Origin of the sequence: Nonomuraea sp. NPDC059194, from assembly GCF_042754765.1 — a bacterium.
GTDB lineage: Bacteria > Actinomycetota > Actinomycetes > Streptosporangiales > Streptosporangiaceae > Nonomuraea.
On record NZ_JBHZBH010000037.1, the window covers coordinates 17,294 to 34,950 of the forward strand.

General features: G+C 69.5%; 15 protein-coding genes and 1 pseudogene. 9 read left to right on the top strand and 7 right to left on the bottom strand.

The window, feature by feature from the left end:
* Nucleotides 1-52: 52 nt before the first annotated feature.
* On the top strand, nucleotides 53-394 hold the full coding sequence (locus ACFXJ8_RS33900) for a hypothetical protein (protein WP_379648077.1): 342 nt from the start codon (nucleotides 53-55) through the stop codon (nucleotides 392-394).
* 24 nt (nucleotides 395-418) lie between these two features.
* Here ACFXJ8_RS33900 and ACFXJ8_RS33905 read toward each other — a convergent pair whose 3' ends face one another.
* The 3 genes from ACFXJ8_RS33905 to ACFXJ8_RS33915 all read right to left on the bottom strand — a co-directional run bounded on the left by ACFXJ8_RS33905 (nucleotide 419) and on the right by ACFXJ8_RS33915 (nucleotide 4,880).
* Nucleotides 419-2,512 (bottom strand): transglycosylase domain-containing protein, encoded by a 2,094-nt coding sequence (locus tag ACFXJ8_RS33905; RefSeq protein WP_379648078.1) that lies wholly within the window; start codon nucleotides 2,510-2,512, stop codon nucleotides 419-421.
* On the bottom strand, nucleotides 2,512-3,456 hold the full coding sequence (bla, locus tag ACFXJ8_RS33910; protein ID WP_379648079.1) for a class A beta-lactamase: 945 nt from the start codon (nucleotides 3,454-3,456) through the stop codon (nucleotides 2,512-2,514). The genes ACFXJ8_RS33905 and bla overlap by 1 nt, the downstream gene beginning before the upstream one ends.
* Nucleotides 3,457-3,971: 515 nt before the next feature.
* Nucleotides 3,972-4,880 (bottom strand): hypothetical protein, encoded by a 909-nt coding sequence (locus ACFXJ8_RS33915; RefSeq protein ID WP_379648080.1) that lies wholly within the window; start codon nucleotides 4,878-4,880, stop codon nucleotides 3,972-3,974.
* 89 nt (nucleotides 4,881-4,969) lie between these two features.
* Between ACFXJ8_RS33915 and ACFXJ8_RS33920 the strand changes: the two genes are divergently transcribed.
* Nucleotides 4,970-6,781 carry a M48 family metalloprotease gene (locus tag ACFXJ8_RS33920; RefSeq protein WP_379648081.1) on the top strand — a complete coding sequence of 604 codons (1,812 nt, stop codon included), beginning with the start codon at nucleotides 4,970-4,972 and terminating at the stop codon, nucleotides 6,779-6,781.
* On the opposite strand, the pseudogene ACFXJ8_RS33925 reads toward ACFXJ8_RS33920, so the two are convergent.
* Nucleotides 6,778-7,048: pseudogene (locus ACFXJ8_RS33925) on the bottom strand (family 20 glycosylhydrolase). The gene ACFXJ8_RS33920 and the pseudogene ACFXJ8_RS33925 sit on opposite strands and share 4 nt — an antisense overlap.
* Before the next feature lie 467 nt (nucleotides 7,049-7,515).
* On the opposite strand from ACFXJ8_RS33925, the gene ACFXJ8_RS33930 reads away from it, so the two are divergent.
* Nucleotides 7,516-8,406, top strand: coding sequence for a helix-turn-helix domain-containing protein (locus tag ACFXJ8_RS33930; RefSeq protein ID WP_379648082.1), 891 nt, complete (start codon nucleotides 7,516-7,518; stop codon nucleotides 8,404-8,406).
* Nucleotides 8,407-8,466: 60 nt separating this feature from the next.
* Entirely contained in the window at nucleotides 8,467-9,666 is a 1,200-nt protein-coding gene (locus ACFXJ8_RS33935; protein ID WP_379648083.1) for an epoxide hydrolase family protein, read from the top strand.
* A 224-nt stretch (nucleotides 9,667-9,890) separates the two neighbouring features.
* On the opposite strand, the gene ACFXJ8_RS33940 is transcribed toward ACFXJ8_RS33935, so the two are convergent.
* Nucleotides 9,891-10,484, bottom strand: coding sequence for a helix-turn-helix domain-containing protein (locus tag ACFXJ8_RS33940; protein ID WP_379648084.1), 594 nt, complete (start codon nucleotides 10,482-10,484; stop codon nucleotides 9,891-9,893).
* A 99-nt stretch (nucleotides 10,485-10,583) separates the two neighbouring features.
* On the opposite strand from ACFXJ8_RS33940, the gene ACFXJ8_RS33945 reads away from it, so the two are divergent.
* The 5 genes from ACFXJ8_RS33945 to ACFXJ8_RS33965 all read left to right on the top strand — a co-directional run bounded on the left by ACFXJ8_RS33945 (nucleotide 10,584) and on the right by ACFXJ8_RS33965 (nucleotide 14,049).
* A complete protein-coding gene (locus ACFXJ8_RS33945) occupies nucleotides 10,584-11,210 on the top strand; it encodes a class I SAM-dependent methyltransferase (RefSeq protein ID WP_379648085.1) in 627 nt (208 codons plus the stop codon).
* 36 nt (nucleotides 11,211-11,246) lie between these two features.
* A complete protein-coding gene (locus tag ACFXJ8_RS33950) occupies nucleotides 11,247-11,741 on the top strand; it encodes a DinB family protein (protein WP_379648086.1) in 495 nt (164 codons plus the stop codon).
* Between the two features lie 29 nt (nucleotides 11,742-11,770).
* The gene (locus tag ACFXJ8_RS33955; RefSeq protein ID WP_379648087.1) at nucleotides 11,771-12,808 is read left to right on the top strand and encodes an alpha/beta fold hydrolase; all 1,038 of its coding nucleotides are present in this window, start codon (nucleotides 11,771-11,773) and stop codon (nucleotides 12,806-12,808) included.
* Between the two features lie 132 nt (nucleotides 12,809-12,940).
* Nucleotides 12,941-13,387 (top strand): hypothetical protein, encoded by a 447-nt coding sequence (locus ACFXJ8_RS33960; RefSeq protein WP_379648088.1) that lies wholly within the window; start codon nucleotides 12,941-12,943, stop codon nucleotides 13,385-13,387.
* Nucleotides 13,375-14,049 carry a BBE domain-containing protein gene (locus ACFXJ8_RS33965; RefSeq protein ID WP_379648089.1) on the top strand — a complete coding sequence of 225 codons (675 nt, stop codon included), beginning with the start codon at nucleotides 13,375-13,377 and terminating at the stop codon, nucleotides 14,047-14,049. The genes ACFXJ8_RS33960 and ACFXJ8_RS33965 overlap by 13 nt, the downstream gene beginning before the upstream one ends.
* Nucleotides 14,050-14,055: 6 nt before the next feature.
* On the opposite strand, the gene ACFXJ8_RS33970 is transcribed toward ACFXJ8_RS33965, so the two are convergent.
* Nucleotides 14,056-15,180 carry an Ig-like domain-containing protein gene (locus ACFXJ8_RS33970; RefSeq protein ID WP_379648090.1) on the bottom strand — a complete coding sequence of 375 codons (1,125 nt, stop codon included), beginning with the start codon at nucleotides 15,178-15,180 and terminating at the stop codon, nucleotides 14,056-14,058.
* A gap of 174 nt (nucleotides 15,181-15,354) precedes the next feature.
* The gene (locus ACFXJ8_RS33975) at nucleotides 15,355-17,568 is read right to left on the bottom strand and encodes an ATP-dependent RecD-like DNA helicase (protein WP_379648091.1); all 2,214 of its coding nucleotides are present in this window, start codon (nucleotides 17,566-17,568) and stop codon (nucleotides 15,355-15,357) included.
* Nucleotides 17,569-17,657: the final 89 nt, after the last annotated feature.

A 17,657-nucleotide genomic window follows, 5' to 3' on the forward strand; every position in this document is an offset into this window, starting at 1 on the left:
GTGTTCGGGTACGGCTACCCGCAGGTTCTTCGAGGCCGCCGCGGGCGGCGACATGGACGCGCTGCTCGGCATGCTCGCGCCCGACGTGGTGCTCCACGGGGACGGCGGCGGCAAGGCGCAGGCGATCGCGAAGCCGGCGACCGAGCCGCGGCGCGTCGCACAGCTGCTCGTCGCCGGGCTCCGCCGGGTCAGGAAGCTCGGCCTCACCCTCCGGCCGGCCTGGGTCAACGGCCGGCCGGGCGCCGTGATGTACGACGCCGAAGGGCGCGTGGCCAGCGTGGTCGAACTCGACATCGCCGATGGCGTGGTTCAGGCGATCCATTCGGTGGTCAATCCCGACAAGCTTGGCCACCTCGGACCGGTATCCGATGTGGCGCGACTGCCGGAGCGATAACCCGCAAGGTGGCCAGCCATGCCGTCAGTCCCCGTGGGGCTGTGGCGTGGGCCGGCACTCCTGGGAGCAGCCCTCGAACCGGGCCGAGTCGACGGCCGGGAACGAGGTCGGCGGCACGCCCCTCAGCGCGCCGATCATCGTCTCCTTCCAGATCGGGCCGGGAAGGGTGGCCCCGGCCACCGCCCCGTAGTACCGCCCGCCGATCGTCACCCCGGTCAGCTTGTGGTCGCGGGAGCCCCGCGGGTCCCCGATACTCACCGCCGCCGCCAGGTCAGGAGTGAACCCGGCGAACCACGCGGCCGCGTAGCCGTCGGTGGTGCCGGTCTTGCCCGCCGCGTCGCGCCCGATGCCGCCGACGCCGCTCATCGTGCCGCGGGTGAACACGCCGGACAGCACATCGGCTGTCGCGTCCGCGACCCCGGGGTCGATCGCCTGGCGGCACTTCGGCCGGTACGCGGTTGCCCTGCCGTCGCGGTCGATGATCCGGGTGATGGCCATCGGCGCGCAGTACCGGCCGCGCGCCGCGATCGCCGCGTAGGCGTTGGCCACCGTCACCGGGTCCATCTCGTTGATGCCGAGCGTGAACGTCTCGAACTCCTGCAGCTTGCGCCCGTCGGAGCGGCGGATGCCGAGCGACCTGGCCGTAGTGACCGTCTCGCAGAGCCCGACCCGCTGCTCCAGCTCCATGAAGAACGTGTTGACCGAGTTCCAGGTGCCGGTCCGCAACGTCTTCCAGCCCGGGGAGCCCTCGTCGTTGGTGACCGTGTGCGTGGGGTCGCCGATGTTGGCGCCCTTGCAGTTGGTGAACGTCGAGTAGCCCGGCGCCCGGTAGCCGGCGCCGGCGCGCAGGCCGTCGTCGAGCTTCATGCCCTGGCTCAGCGCGTTGATCAGCGTGAAGGTCTTGAACGTGGATCCCGCCTGGAATCCGACGCCGCCGCCGTGTTCGACGTCGGCGACGAGGTTGTAGGAGATCTCGTTCCTGGCCTTGCTGCCGCCGTACCGCCTGCTCGCCGCCATCGCCCTGATGGCGCCGGTGCCCGGCTGGACCAGCGCCTCGGCGGCGACGGGGCCGTCGGAGGCGTGCACGTACGTCCTGATCGCCCGGTCCGCGGCGGCCTGCATGGCGGGGTCGATCGTGGTCCTGATCGTGAGGCCACCGCGGTTGAGCAGCTCCAGGCGGGCTCGGGCGGTCGTGCCGAAGTCGGGGTTGTTCAGGATCTCGTGCCGGACGTACAGGCAGAAGTAGGGGTACGTGCTGGACTCGCAGCCGCCGGGGAGTTTGGTGCCCTTGTAGCCGAGTTTGGTGGCCTTGGCTGCGGCGGCCTCCTCCTGGGTGATCTTGCCCAGTTCGGCCATGCGGTTCAGCACGACGTCACGGCGGTTCAGCAGCCTCTTGCGGTGCTTGCTGCCGAGGTTGGGGTCGGTGGCGTTCGGGTCCTGTACGGCGCCCGCCAGCGTCGCCGCCTGGGGCAGCGTGAGTCGGCCGGCCTTGACGCCGAAGAAGCGCTTGGCCGCCGCCTCGACGCCGTAGGCGCCGGCGCCGAAGTAGGCGATGTTCAGATATTTCTCGAGGATCTGGTCCTTGGTGTACTTCTTCTCGACGCCCATGGCGTACCGCAGCTCGTTGAGTTTGCGCGCGTAGCTGGTCTCCAGGGCTGCCTCGCGCTGCGCCTGGGTGTCGGCGGAGTTGAGCAGCACCTGCTTGACGTACTGCTGGGTGATGCTCGACCCGCCCTGGCTCACCCTGCCCGCCTGCAGGTTCGTGGCCAGCGCCCGGATCGTGCCCTCGATGTCGATCGCGCCGTGCCGGTAGAAGCGGTAGTCCTCGATGGCGACGATCGCCGTCTTCATGACCTCGGCGATCTCGTCGAAGCCGACGACCTGCCGGTACTCCTCGTAGAAGCGCGCGATCTCGCGTCCCTTGGCGTCCTGCACGATCGTGACCTCGGCCGGCGGCGGCTCGACGAGGTCGACCGGCTTGAGGTCGACCGTTCCGGCCGCCGAGACCAGGCCGAGGCCCGCGCCTCCCGCGGCCGGGACCGCGATCCCCGCCACGACCAGGCCCGCCGCCGCGCTCGCGGCGGCGAGCCGTACGATGTTCGTCCCCCGACGTGACATCAGAGCCTGCCGAGCCCGCGGGCCAGGATGGTGGCGGTGTCGGCGACGACCTTGTCGTCGTAGGAGGCATCGGCGGCCCGGCGGTTGGTGTAGATCGACATGATGATCGGGGCGGCCGACTTGCCCGGCCAGACGACGGCGATGTCGTTGGCGGCGCCGTACGCCGAGCTGGTGCCGGTCTTGTCGCCGACGGTCCAGCTCTTGGGCAGGCCGGCGCGGATACGGGCGTCGCCGGTCTTGGTAGCGATCAGCCAGGCGGTGAGCCGCTCCCTGTCCTTGGCGTGCAGCGCGTTCCCGGTCGTGAGGGCGCGCAGGTCGCGGGCCATGGAGGCGGGCGTGGTGGTGTCGCGCCGCTCCTTGGGGCTCCAGTCGTTGAGCTCGGTCTCCCAGCGGTCCAGGCGCGAGATCGGGTCCTTCAGCGTGCGCAGGTAGGCGGTCAGGCCGGCGGGCCCGCCGATCTGCTTGAGCAGCATGTTGCCCGCGGTGTTGTCGCTCAGGGTGATGGCCGCCTCGCACAGCCGCGCGACGCTCAGTCCGTCCTTGACGTGCTTTTCGGTGACCGGCGAGTTGGGCTTGAGGTCGGCGCGCGTCCACGTGACGACCTTGTCCATCAGACCGGGCTCGGAGGTGCGCGCCTTGTGCAGGACGGCCGCGGCGACGAACGCCTTGAAGGTCGACAGCATCGGGAAGCGCTCGCCCGACCGGTAGGCGATCGTCTTGCCGGTGGCCGTGTCGATGGCGTACGCGCCGATGCGGCCCTTGAAGGAGGCCTCCAGTGCGCGCAGCTGCTTGCCGGCGCTCGCCTCGGCGCTCTGCTGCGTCTGTACGGCAGGCACCGCCGCCGCCGAGGCCGCAGCCGTGCCGAGGGCGCCACCCGCCAGGAGAGGGATCGTCAACACGATGGCTCCCAGCGCTGTCGAGCGGCGGGCTCGGAGGTTTCGCATGCCATGTCCTTGCTTGTCATCCGTCAGAGGGCAGGAGCAAAGCAGATGCGATCAGATGATGTCTAATAGCGATATCAGCAGAGATCGATATCCGATCCTGTATGGATGCTGGTCAGCTTGATGATCGACGTGGCGAGGACGTGGAGTGCCGCGTACTGCAGGGAGTCGTCGGTGATCTCCTGGGCGAGCTGCTCGGCTCGGCGGGCACCGGCCGCGCCGGGATCGGCTTCGGTGACGAGCTCCTCGCTCCACAGTCTCCCGGCTGGTCACCCAGGCCGCCGAATCCGGTGATCCGGTGGCGGCCGACGTCGTCGAAGAGGCTGCGCGTCATCTGGTGGCCACAATCGCGGCCAGGGCGCTGCAGCCGGATGCGCCGCACGAGCTCTTCCGACACCCGCGAAGCCGGGAGGCACCCCTTCCCCCGGACAACCGGGAACGCCGCCTCTCCCCCCTCCACCCCGTCTTCCTGACCTGGCCGACAGGGAAAGGGATGACTGAAAACGGTGTGGGCAGGCTCAGCCCGCGCTCTTGAAAGCCACCGTCCTGAAGAGCTTGAACTGTTTGTCCGCCCCACCCTTCAGGTGGAACCAGGGCCAGTCGGTGGCTCGATCGCCGATGCGGCGGAACCGCTCGGCCGCGGCGGCATAGTCGTCGGCCAGGCAGAAGGTGAAAGCCAGGACGTTCTCTACGGTGTCCCAGCCCGGGTCCCGATGCCCGGGGTAGGCGTCGACCCGCTGCGCGGTGGCACGGAGCTCGGCGCGGGTCTCGTCGTTGTCCAGCGCCTCCCGCCCGTGCTCGATCCAGGTCTCGAGGTAAGCGACCGTGATCAGGTGCGGCAGGGGCGCGGCGCGGGCGAACTCCCACATCTCCTCGTCGCTGCCGAACCACTTGCCGCACAGGTACTGCAACATCTGCTCGTGCGCAGTGCGATGGGCGGGATGGCGCTTGACCACGTTCCCGAAGCGGCGCTCGGCCTCCTCCCGATTCACCCGCCGCCCGCGGGCGGAGGTGACCAGCGCGGCCCAGGCCTCGGTGTCGTCGGGGTCGCGCTCGACCACCTCGTCCAGGCAGTCCTCGGCGGTCTTGAGCCGCCGGTGGAACTCCTTGAACTGCTCGTGCGAGGTCTCCGACGCCCGGCCGCCGCCGCGGGCCTCCCACGCCCAGGAGACGCCGTGCACGCCCTTGACCAGCAGGGGCAGGGTGGAGCCCGGCTCGGCGGCGATCCACTCGTCGATCCAGTCCTGCAGATTGTCGATCTCCGAGCAGATGTCGAGGTAGAAGTCCCGGTCGTCCGGGTGGCGCACGCCTGACAACATTCCGGCGGCGGTAGGCCAGTCGCGGCGGGTCAGCGCGGCGCGCAACTGCCTGGCCAGCAGGTCGCCGTGGTCGGGGTCGACGATGGACCGCTTCCGCCAGAACGCCATGTGATCACCCTTGTTTGATCTTTCGGCTACACAAGCTAGCGAACAACCTGTACTTTGTCGCGAAATTTCATCTGATAGGACCCCCTGACATGCGCGCCTTCGTCTCCCTCGCCCTGCTCGCGGGCTTCTTCCTGGTCGCCTTGGCCCAGCTGGGCGGCGCGGTCGCCCTCGCCTACTGGCTGTCCACGGTCGTCTCCGGCCTTGTCGCGGTGAAGCTCACCTGGCCGATCCTGGCAGCCGTGGTCGGCAGCGCCGGCGTCGGGATCTGGCGTGCCGTACGCAGCAAGCCGACGCCACCGCCCGGCCTGCTGGTCACCCCGGAGCAGGCACCCGCGCTCTGGCAGTCCGTCCACGAGCTGGCCGCCGCGGTCGGCACCCGGCCGCCGGACGACATCCGTCTGATCCCCGAGGTCAACGCGGCGGTGAGCGAGGACGCCAAGCTCCTCGGCCTGATCACCGGCCCGCGGCACCTGTACATAGGCCTGCCCCTGCTGCACACGCTGACCGTCGCCCAGCTCCGCGCGGTCCTGGCGCACGAGCTCGGCCACTACTCGCACAGCCACACCCGCCTCGGCGCGGTGGCCTACCGCGGGCGGCTGGCCATCGCCGGCACCCTCGACCGCATCGGCCCCTACAACGTCTCCGGCTGGATCTTCAAGCTCTACGCCCGGCTCTACGTGCTCGCCGACAACGCGGTTTCGCGCCGCCAGGAGTTCGAGGCGGACCAGGCGGCGGTACGGCTGGCCGGACGCGAGGCCGCGGCCGGCGCGCTCCGCGAGATCCCCGTGCTCGACCAGGCCTGGGACTTCTTCCTCGACCGTTACCTGAGCATCGGCTGGGACGCCGGATACGCGCCGGACGACCTGTTCGCCGGCTTCGCCGCCTTCGTCCAGGCCCGCCAGGGCGAGCTGGACGAGCTGCGCGCCGAGCCGCCGGACGACTACGGCTCTCGCTGGGACACCCACCCGCCGATCGCCACCCGGGTCGCCACCATCCAGGCCTCCCCCGACGCGCCGGCCCACCCGGACACCCGGCCCTCCGGCGTGCTCCTGCCCGACCTGGCCGCCGCCGGGCAGCAGCTGCAGGCGGGGATGCTCGACCTGGACGGCCGGCAGATGCTGCCCTGGCCGCAGTTCACCGCCGCCGCGCTCCGCGACGACCTGCAGCGCGACAGCGACGTCGTCTTCCGCACGCTCAAGCGCTCCACCGGCGCGGCCAGCCTGCCCGAGGTCCTCGACCAGATCGAGGCGGGCTGCCTGATCGATCTGGCCCAGCCGTTCTTCCCCACCGCCACCCGCCGCGAGGTCGGCCCGATGTTCGCCGGGCCGCTGGCGACCTTGCTCCTGCTCGCCGCGGTCAACTGCGGCAAGGCGGGCTGGAGCCACTCCTGGTCAGGCCCCGCCGAGCTGGTGCCTGACCTGGGCCTGGAGCAGCTCGCCGAGCTGGCAGTCTCGCAGGGCGGCCTGCCCGCCGCCCGCGCCCGCCTGGCCGAGCTGGGCATCGACCCGCGCGCCGCCGCCCTGGCCGAGGAGACCCCGACCGCCCGCGGCTCGTCGGTGCTCGCCGGGCTGGCCAACATCAAGGTCAACGGCACCGAGTTCGACGTGATCGCGCTGAGCGAGGGCGTCGTGCTGGTGCCCGAGCCCGGCTCGACCGAGAAGGGCACCCGCCGCCTCACCGAGCTCGTGCGGTCCGTCCCGGCCGACGAGCTGGCGCGGATGTACCGCTTCATCCCCTACGAGGACATGGCGAGCACGCAGGTCACCCGCGAGGTGCCGCTCAAGGCGACCATCGGGCTCCACAGCGGCGAGACGCTGCAGCTGAAGGAGAAGATGGCCAGCGAGTTCCTCACCAAGACCTGCCGCGAGGACTTCGCACACATCCTGCGGCAGGTCGGCTAGGCGACGATCGCGGTCTGGGCGTGGCCGGGCAACTCGATCTCCGGCACGATCATGACGAAGCGTTCGGTGGCGTGGGCGACGATCTCGCGGATGTCGTCGTGGGTGTAGGTGCTCGCCGCTGACCTCCGTCAGACACGGATATTTCAGGATGTGCAGCCGCCAGCCCTGGTCGTCGGTCAAATGGTCGTCGGTCAGATGCAGGTGGAGCGTGTTCGTCCGGTGCAGCGCCAGCAGGTCGATGAGCTTGAGCACGAACTCCTTGGGCATGTAATGGCGCGCCACGTCGCGCCTCGCCAGGGTGCAGGCGGCGTGGGATCCGGACAACGTGCTCGGCCGCTCGCCGTCGTCCTGCCCACCGACTTCCTCGGTCGAAGAGCTGGCCTGGCGCTCCTCGCGCAGCCGTCAGCAGCGCAGCGTCACCGGGCCGCTGCCGTCGCGGGCGGCGGTGGCCCGCTGCACCTGGCCGCCGGACAGCCGCACAGCGTCGTCTTGCCCGATCCGGCGGCTCCGGTGGTCACCATGAACGAGCGCCGCCGGGGGCGTCGAGAGGACCTGAGAGCTGGGCGGCCAGTTCGTGGGCCGGCCGGGCAGGCTCCACGTCCGCCTCCCGTCAGAGCCGGGCTCGTCGTCGGGCAAGTGACGTTGTCCTGTCTCTGGTAAGTCCGAGCGGGGCAAGCCGGCTGCGTGAGGCTCGGGCATCCTGATCTGCGGCGTGTGCCGTTAGCCTCGGTCGCATGGTGTTCGACTCCGTTCATTTCGATCTCCAGCCCTATGCCGGTTTCGACATGAATCGATATGTTCGGCGGACGCACTGCAGCTGGGAGGACCTCGGCTGGCAGTCGTTGCTCGCGCAACGGTTCGACCACGTCCCGCTGGTCGAGGACATGGAGTTGCCGGCCGCGGCGGACTTGCACCTGATACTGCCCGTAGCAGGCCGGGCCGTGATGGAGACGCGGATCGGTGGTCGATGGAGCCGCCACACCTGGGTACCGGGGCAGCTCGAACTGGTCGTTCCGGACCGGCCCGCCCTCCGCCGCTATCGCGCGGACGGCCCGTTGCGCAGCGTGCAGGTCCATATCCCGCGCAGCACCGTCGAACGGGCCGCGGAGCAGCTGGGTGGCCGCGCGGTGGACTACACGAGCATGGCGGCGTCCGTGGCCGCCGGCGATGCGCTGATCGAGGAGGCTGTCCGCGCCGTCGGCTCCGCGGACGAGACCGGCGACCTGTACGCCGAGTCCGCGGCCGCCTTCCTGGCCGTGCACCTGCTCACCCGCCATTTCCGGCTACCTGGTCAACGGGCGCCGGTGCGGGAGGACGCACGCGTCCGCGCGGCGATCGCCCTCATGCGTGACCGACTGGCCGAACCGCTCACCCTGGCCGACATCGCGGACGAGGTGCATCTCAGCGTCTATCACCTTGTTCGCGTGTTCAACCGAGCAACAGGAGAAACGCCCCACCGGTTCCTCACCCGATTACGGATCGAGAAGGCGCAACGCCTGCTGCGGGATACCGACCTCGCGGTCGCCCACATCGCGCCGCTCTGCGGTTTCGCCAGTCCCGGTGCTCTGTCGACGGCCTTCCTGCGGCACACGGGCGCTCGTCCCTCGGCATATCGCAATTCCTGACCGCTCTCCCGGCAATCTCAGGCATGGACCCGGGGGTGGCCCGTTTCTAGGGTTTCGTCCATGTCTGGAAACACGGCGACAACGCCTGAGATCGAGCCCTACCCCATGCACATTCCTGACCGCGACCTGGCGGACCTGCGGGCTCGTCTCGACGGGGTTCGGCTTCCCGAGCCGGAAACGGTGCCGGACGCCACACAGGGTATCGAGTTGGATCAGCTGAGGATGCTGCTGGACACCTGGCGACAGCACGACTGGCGGGCCAGGGAAGAGCAGTGGAACACAGTTCCGCATTACCGCGTGCGCCTCGACGGCCTGCGTATCGCGTTCTGGCACGTGCGCTCGCCCGAGCCCACAGCGCTCCCCTTGTTGTTGACCCACGGCTGGCCGGGCTCCGTCCTTGAATTCGAGAACGTCCTCGGGCCGCTCAGTGATCCGGTCGCCCATGGCGGTTCCGCGAGTGACGCCTTCCACGTCGTCGTCCCGGCCCTGCCAGGGTTCGGCTTCAGTGATCGTCCGCGCGAGCGCGGCTGGCACCCCGCCCGTACGGCACGGGCGTGGGCGGAGCTGATGACCGTGCTCGGCTACGAGCGGTTCGGCGCGCACGGCGGAGACTGGGGCGCGTTCGTCAGCACCGAACTGGCGCGCCTGGTGCCCGAGCGCGTCACCGGCCTGCACCTGACGATGCCGATCGCCTCTCCCCTGCCGGACGACCGGATCTCACCGGACCCGGCGGAACAACGCATGCTGGAGCGGCGTGACATGCATCTCGCGGACGGCTACGGCTTCGGGATGATCATGGGTACGCGCCCGCAGACGCTCGGTTACTCCCTGCTCGACTCGCCTGCCGGCCTGGCGGCGTGGCTCGGCGAGAAGTTCGCCGCCTACTCCGACACCCGAGCGGAGGCCGGTGGCGGGGTGAGCGTGTCGCAACAAGTGGACAACATCGCCCTGTACTGGCTGACCGGGACCGGTGCCTCCAGTGCTCGCTGGTACTGGGAGGCCATGCGGTGGGTACCGCGCAGCGCCGAAGAAGAGAACGCACAACCGGTGACGGTGCCCACCGCCTGTTCGCTGTTCCCGGCCGAGCCGTGGCCGACCGCCCGGCGCTGGGCCGAGCGCCGCTACCACGACCTCCGGTCATGGCACGAGCTGGACCGCGGCGGCCACTTCCCCGGTCTGGAACAGCCAGATCTGCTGGTCTCCGAAATCAGGGCCGCATTCCATCATGTACGTCACCATCCCGGCGATCTCTCACGATGAGGTTTCTCACCCCTCCCATCCATCGGCAGTCGGATCCGCCTCCGCCGGTGACCAGCCGCGCGACCCCACCGGTCAGCCGTTACGGCCCTCCACTCGGGTCCGTGCGGGGAAGAGTAACCGTGCGTGACAGAGGTTACGTTGGGCGGTGCCACAGGGCGGCGGGGGTCGATTGCGGCTTCTGCACGGTCACTACCGAGCGCGAACACTGAAATCTCTGGCTGAGTTCACCGCTGGCTCCCGCCGTGAGACGGCCGATGTGGGTCAGCGTGTATGTGCGTACGCATCCCTTGCGGGTCGAACAGGATAAGAAGCTCGACAACGCCGCCGTCGGCGCTGCCCAGCCAGTGCGGCAAGGAAGTGTCGAACTCGGCTGCCTCACCGGTCGGCAGCGTCAGGTCGCGCTCGCCGAGGATGAGCCGCAAGCGTCCGTTGAGCACGTACAGCCATTCGAAGCCGTCGTGGGTCTGCGGGGTCGGTACGAGCGGTTCCGGTTGCGCGGGGATGATCATTTTGAACGCGTGTATTCCGCCCGGCCGCCGGGACAGCGGCACGAAGGTCATCCCGAACCTACGGATCGGCGTGAGGTGGATCCGGGGGTCGCCGGTGCGCGGGGCGCCTACGAGGTCGTCCAGCGAAACGTTGTAAGTACGGGCCAGCGGCAGCAGCAACTCCAGGGTCGCCCGGCGCTGCCCGCTCTCCAGCCGGGACAGGGTGCTCTCCGACACGCCGGTTGTCGTCGCGAGGTCGGCGAGGGTGATGCCGCGGTGACGACGCAGCGCACGAAGTCGCGGCCCCACCGCGTCGAGCACCTCGTCCATTTCGTGGTCCACGAGGCCATCTTGCCAGAACCGCAAGGTTTCGTGCCAGATCGGTGCGCCCCCGTCGAGACTGAGCGGACACCGACGGAAGGAGTCTTGATGAACGCCAGCGATGCGGTCATGTTCTGGGACGGCGTGTACGCGGCGCGACCGGCGGCCACCGATCCGCGGCCGAATGTTCGTCTCACCGAGACGGTCACGGGCCTGCCGCCCGGCGACGCGCTGGACCTCGGATGCGGCGCCGGCGGTGACGCGCTGTGGCTCGCCGGACAGGGGTGGCACGTCACCGCCGCCGACATTTCGGCCATGGCGGTCGAGCGGCTCGCGGCAATCGCCTGCGCACACAGCCTGGACGATCGCGTCACCGCCGTGCGGCACGACCTACGCAGGTCTTTCCCGCACGGCGAGTTCGACCTGATCTGCGCCCATTACCTGCACACCCCCTTCGACCTGGACAGGGCGGCCGTCCTGCGCTCGGCCGCGCACGCGTTGCGCCCGGATGGGCGGCTGCTGATCGTCGACCACGGCTCGACCGCGCCGTGGTCGTGGAGCCAGGATCCCGACGTCCGGTACCCGAGCCCGAGGGAGGTCGCGGCCGGTATCGATCTGGACGCGGCGACGTGGACGGTCGAGCGAGCCGACGCACCCCGCAGGATCGCGACCGGGCCGGGCGGGCGCACCGCCGAGGTCACCGACCACGTGCTGCTCATCCGCCGCAGCGCCTGACACGGCGAACAGCGCCGCCGAAGAGAGGAAACCACTATGCCGAACACCGTGCGCCGCCGCCGCGACACTCCGCCGCCCCGGACCGGAAGCAGCGAGGCTGAGGTCCTGCGCGGATTCCTCGACTACCTGCGGGCCTCGGTCGCGGCGAAGGTCGACAGTGCACCCGAACCGGAGGTGCGAACGGCCGCGGTGCCATCAGGCACGAACCTGCTCGGCCTGCTCAACCACCTGACTTTCGTCGAACGCTCGATGTTCCTCGGGGAGGACGTCACCGACTGGCAGGCGACGTTCCAGGCCGCACCGGCGGACAGCGTGGCCGATGTCGTCGCCCGCTACCGCGAGACGGTCGAGCGCGCGAACGAGGTTCTCGACGGGTGCACCGATCTCGGCGCACCGCTCCCTCGACCGCGGCCGAACCGCCCCGCTCCCAGCATCCGCTGGGCACTCACCCACATGATCGAGGAGACCGGCCGCCACGCGGGCCACGCGGACATCCTCCGCGAACTGATCGACGGCGCGACCGGACGCTGACCCCGCCACCTTCTCCAGGACAGGAACACATGATGACCACACAGCGGCCGTTGTCGCGCCGCTTCCTCCGATCCGCGCGCACGGTGGCGACCATCACGCTCAGCCTCGTGCTCGCGATCGGCACCGCAGCCTGTTCCACGCCGACCGCGACCGGCGTTGCCCCCTACGCCGTCGCCACCCAGGACGACCCGGAGTTCGAGAACACCTTCCGACACGAGTTCGCCGATGTCGACGGCGTCCGCATGCACTACGTCACTGGCGGCAGCGGCACACCGGTGGTGCTGATCCACGGCTGGCCCCAGACGTGGTACGGCTGGTGGCCGATCATGCCGGCACTCGCCGAACACCACACCGTCTACGCTGTCGACCTTCCGGGACTGGGCGACAGCAACGGCTCACCGACCGGCTACGACAAGGCCACCCTGGCGCGGTACGTGCACACGTTGATCGCCGACCGGCTCAAGATCCGGGACGCCGCCGTCGTCGGCCACGATTTCGGCGCCGCCGTAGCATTCCAGTACGCCAGCCAGTTCCCCGACGAGACCGCCCGCCTCGGCTACTTCGACCTGCCGCTACCCGGGCCCGCTGTCGATGCGGCCACGTACCGCTCACTGAGCTGGCACATCGCCTTCCACTCCCAGCGACGGGTCCCCGAGGCGGTCGTAGGCGACGACGTCCGCGAGTACCTGGCGCTGTTCTACCCCCAGGTCTCGTTCGGCGGAACGGCGTTCGGTGGCACCTCGGATCGGTCCCCGTTCACCGACACCGAGATCAACGAGTACGCACGGAGCTACAGCCGGCCAGAGGTCCTGTCGGGCGGCTTCGAGCTCTACCGCACCCTCGACAAGGACGTCCGCGACACCGCGGCAGCGGCACCGGTACGTGTACCGACCCTGCTCATGACCGCCCAGGGGCAGCTCGACGCGATCCGAGCCACAGTGGCCCCGCGCATGACCAAGATCGTGCGCGCGGTGGACGTGCCGCACGCAGGGCACTGGCTCGTGGAGGAGAACCCTCGGTTCGTCACTGCGGAGCTAGTGCGTTTCCTCTCGGCACCGATCAGCTGAGCTTCGCTGTGAGTTCCGCGCTGAGTGGCCGGGATTCTTCGGAGCCGTCTGGCCGGGCGCGTGATCTCCGGGGTGTCAACGTCTCCTTCGACCATCCAGAAGCGCGCGACAAGATCGGGATAACGTGACCCCTTGGAGGAACTCGACAATGCCGATGGATCCAGGCACCACCTCCAACCATCGCGCCGGCGTGGAAACGATCTGCGGGAGGAGGGACGCGTGACAATGGCACGAGTGCTGGTGGTGGGTCTCGATCCCGCCAAGCTCCAGGGCTGGGACCCGGAGCCGGTTCAGGCAGCGATCGCACGCGGTCAGGCCCGCTTCGACGATCATGGTGTCGAGGCCGACTGGTGCCTGGTGGCATTGGGCGAGAATCCCGAAGAAGCGATAGTGGAGGCGCTGACTCGCGAAGACTACGGCTGCGTCGTGATCGGGGGTGGCATCCGCACGCACGAGCCGTTGCTCGAGTTCTTCGAGAAGGTGGTCAACCTGGTCCGGCAGCACGCGCCCGGCGCAGCCATCGCCTTCAACAGCAGCCCCGACGACTGCGCCGACGCAGCTTTGCGGTGGCTGCGCTAGCCCGGCAGGGCAGGCGTCTTGGCGGGCGAGGCCCTCGCCGGGAGTCCCTGTCGCACCCGCGGCGGAAAGACCGCCGATGGGCGCTTGCCGTACGGGCCTTCTACGCCGGCCCCGCCGAGGAAGCTGAGCGCTGCCTGGCGCCGCTGGTGGAGGCCGCCGGTCCGGCGCTCGTGGACGGGTTCGCGCCGATGAGCTTCGCGCGGGCGGCCACCGTCTTCGGCGGTCCTCCGCCCCCGCCGATGGCGGTGCGTCAGCACCTCGACCTGCTGCCGGAGGTGTCCGACGAGGCGATCGAGGTGATCGTGAAGAGCGCGCAGGAGCCGGTGAGCGCGATCGAGGTGCGCCACTGGGGCGGGGCGATGGCGCGACCCGCCCCGGGCGCGGGGCCCGTCGGCCACCGTGACGTGCCGTTCTCGGTGATCACCACGGCGCTGCTGGGCGACCCCGGCGCGGCGGCCGGGGTGGACGCGCGGATGCGGGAGGTGGCCGGGTGGATGCGGCCGTACGCCACGGGCGGCTCGTTCCTGAACTTCCTCACCGACCCGGCCAGGACCGCAGCCGCCTACACCCCCGCCGACCACGCGCGCCTTGCCAGGGTGAAGGCGGCGTGGGACCCGGACAACGTGCTCGGCCGCTCGCACAACATCGCGCCGTGCCCCTGACCCTGGCTACAGGGCGCTGCCCTTCTTCCACTCCTTGAACGGCAGCTGCCAGAAGCCCCAGCCGTTGTTCCACTCCAGGTCGCGGTTGGTGCCCTTGATGTCGACGACGTCGCCGCGCTGCATGTGGTCGAAGTACCACTTGGCCTGGTCGGGGCGGGAGTTGATGCAGCCGTGGCTGACGTTCTGCCGGCCCTGGGCCCAGACGTTGTCCTTGGCGTGGACGTACTCGCCGGAGTTGGAGATCCGCACCACGTGATTGATCATCACGTCGTAATAGCCCGGGTCGCCCTTCTTGCGGCCCGGGGAGATCATCCGGACCGGGTTGGCCTTCTCCATGGTCAGGTGGACGCCGGAGGTGGTGGTGTACTCCCTGGTGGTGGCCATGCCGGCGCTGATCCGCATGGTCTGCACCTTCTTGCCGTCGCGGTAGACGTACATCATGTGCGTCTTGGTGTTGATCTTGCTGACCTGCTTGGCGCCGATCTTGATCGAGGTGGTGTAGTCCTTCACCCCGTACATGTCCTTGCCGCCCTGCACGCCGCTCAGGCGCGCGGTCAGCTTCACCGTCTGGTGCGCGGGCCAGAAGGTGGCGGTGCGGTAGATGACGGTCTTGTCGTTGATCCACCGCCATGCGCCCTCGACGGGCTTTTCGGCCTCGACCTCCAGCGCCCCCTCCACGGTCGCCTTGTCGGAGACCGGGTTGTTGAAGGTCAGGATGATCGGCGCCCCCACGCCGACCTTCTCGCCCTTCTGGTTCGGCGTCACGTCGGCGACGGCAAGCTCGACCTCGGGCTTGAGGGTCTTGAAGCTGGCCGCCGCGGTGGTCGTCCCCGCCTTGGCCGACACGCTGTAGCTGCTGGTGGGCCGCAGCGGCTCCTTGGAGACCCACTTGGTCTTGTCGGCGTTGAAGGAGCCCTCGAGCTGCTTGCCGCCGCCCTGGACGACCACCTCGTCGAGCGCGCCGCCCGAGGCTGTCACCACGACCTTCTTGTCCGGCTTCACCTTGGCGCTGCCCTCGGCCGGACTGATCTTGATCTGCGGCGCCGGCGTGGCAGACGTCGTGGCGGTCTCACCCGCCGCCCCGCTCGTCCCCCCGGTGGTGGCCGAGCCGCCGGAGCACGAAGCGGTCATGGCCACGGCCACCATGACCGCGACCCCGGCAACGGGCTTCCGCCAAGCTGGCGCAATGCTCAACACAGTCCTCTCCCCCATACCAGCAATCCGCACCCAAAAACCTCAAGGGCTATACGTATTGGATGCTGAATCATATGGGAGAGTTCGCACAATTTTGGACGCATAGGGTGGTCAACCGCTTGACAAGCGGTGAGTCAGGCCCGTATGCCTCCTTCCTGCTCCTCTGGTCCTGACGGCCTGCGCCAGCGCCCGCCGCGAGCCGACGATGACCACCAGCCGCTTCGCCCTGGTGATGGCGGTGTAGAGCAGGTTGCGCTGCAGCATCATCCACGCGCTGGTGGCCAGCGGGATCACCACGGCCGGATACTCGCTGCCCTGCGAACGGTGGATCGAGACGGCGTAGGCGTGGGCGAGCTCGTCGAGTTCATCGAAGGCGTACTCGACGCTCTCCTCCTCATCGGTCAGGACCGTCAGCTTCTGCTCGTCCGGCCTGATGTCGGTGACCACGCCGACCGTGCCGTTGAACACCCCTGCCGCGCCCTTGTCGTAGTTGTTGCGCAACTGGGTCACCTTGTCGCCGATCCTGAAGACCCGCCCGCCGTACCGGCGCTCGGGCAGGCCCTCGCGGGCGGGGGTCAGCGCCTCCTGCAGGGCGGCGTTGAGCGCGCCCGCACCCGCCGCGCCGCGGTGCATGGGCGCGAGCACCTGCACGTCGCGGCGGGGATTGAGGCCGAACTTGCGGGCGATACGGCGGGCGACGACGTCGACGGTCAGCTCGGCGATCTCCTCCGGCTCCTCGCAGGGAAACAGGAAGAAGTCCTTCATGCCCTCCAGGACGGGATGACGACCGGTGTTGACGCGGTGGGCGTTGACGACGACGCCCGACTCCTGGGCCTGGCGGAAGATCTGCGTCAGCCGTACCCGGGGGATGTCGTCGGCGGCCAGCAGGTCCTTCAGCACCTCACCCGCGCCGACCGACGGCAGCTGGTCGACGTCGCCGACCAGCAGCAGGTGCGCGCCGGGCGCGACGGCCTTGACGAGCTTGTTGGCCAGCAACAGGTCGAGCATGGAGGCCTCGTCGACCACGACCAGGTCGGCCTCCAGCGGGTTGTCACGGTCGAAGGTGGCCTCGCCGCCGGGCCGCAGCTGCAGCAGCCGGTGGACGGTGGTGGCCTCGTGCCCGGTCAGCTCGGACAGGCGCTTGGCGGCCCGGCCCGTCGGCGCGGCCAGGATGACCTTGGCCCGCTTGGCGCGGGCCAGCTGCACGATCGACCGGACGGTGAAGGACTTGCCGCATCCGGGGCCGCCGGTCAGCACCGCGACCTTCTCGGTCAGGGCCAGGCGGACGGCCTGGCGCTGCTCGGCGGCCAGCTCCGCGCCGCTCTGCCGGCGCAGCCACTCTTCGGCCCGTTCCCAGTCGACGTCGGCGAAGGCCTTCAGCCTGTCGCGGCCCGTGCGCAGCAGGCCGAGCAGGGTGCCGGCCAGCGAAAGCTCGGCCCGGTGGAAGGGCACCAGGTAGATCGCCGGGACGACGTTCTCTCCCGCGGGGATGTCCTCCCTGACCACGCCCTCCTCGGCGACCAGCTCGTCCAGGCAGGTCTTGACCAGCTCGGACGGCACCTCGAGGATCTTGACCGCGTCGGCGACGAGGTTGGGCGCGGGCAGGTAGCAGTGACCGTCGTCGGCGGCCTGCGACAGCGTGTAGCGCAGGCCCGCCTTGACCCGCTCGGGGCTGTCGTGCGGGATCCCGACGGCCTGGGCGATGGTGTCGGCGGTCTTGAAGCCGATGCCCCACACGTCGTCGGCCAGCTTGTACGGCTGGCTCCTGACGACGGAGACGGACGCCTCGCCGTACTGCTTGAAGATCCGCACGGCGATCGAGGTCGAGACACCGACACCCTGCAGGAAGATCATGACTTCTTTGATGATCTTCTGTTCTTCCCAGGCGATCGCGATCAGCTTGGTGCGCTTGGGCCCCAGCCCGGCCACCTCGACCAGGCGTTCGGGCGCGGTCTCGATGATGTCGAGGGTGTCGGTGCCGAAGTGGTCGACGATCCGCTCGGCCATTTTGGGGCCGATGCCCTTGATCAGGCCGGAGCCCAGATAGCGCTGGATGCCCTGGATGGTGGCGGGCAGCACGGTGGCATACGACCAGACCTCGAACTGCCTGCCGTAGCGGGGATGGGAGGTCCACCTGCCGGTCAGCCGCAGTGACTCGCCGACCTGCGCGCCCAGCAGCGGCCCCACCACGGTCAGCAGCTCGGATCCCGAACGCTCGGTGGCCACGCGGGCGATGGTGTAGCCCGTCTCCTCGTTGGCGTAGGTGATCCGTTCAAGGACAGCCTCAAGACTCGACCCAGGGGAACCGCCCGGACCAGCGTTCACGGAAAACCTCTCTCCCGACTGTCACCGGTCAGGGTAGAGCAGCTTGGAGCCCGCGACCTCAGCTGGAAGCAGCAGTGGAACGGAGATCG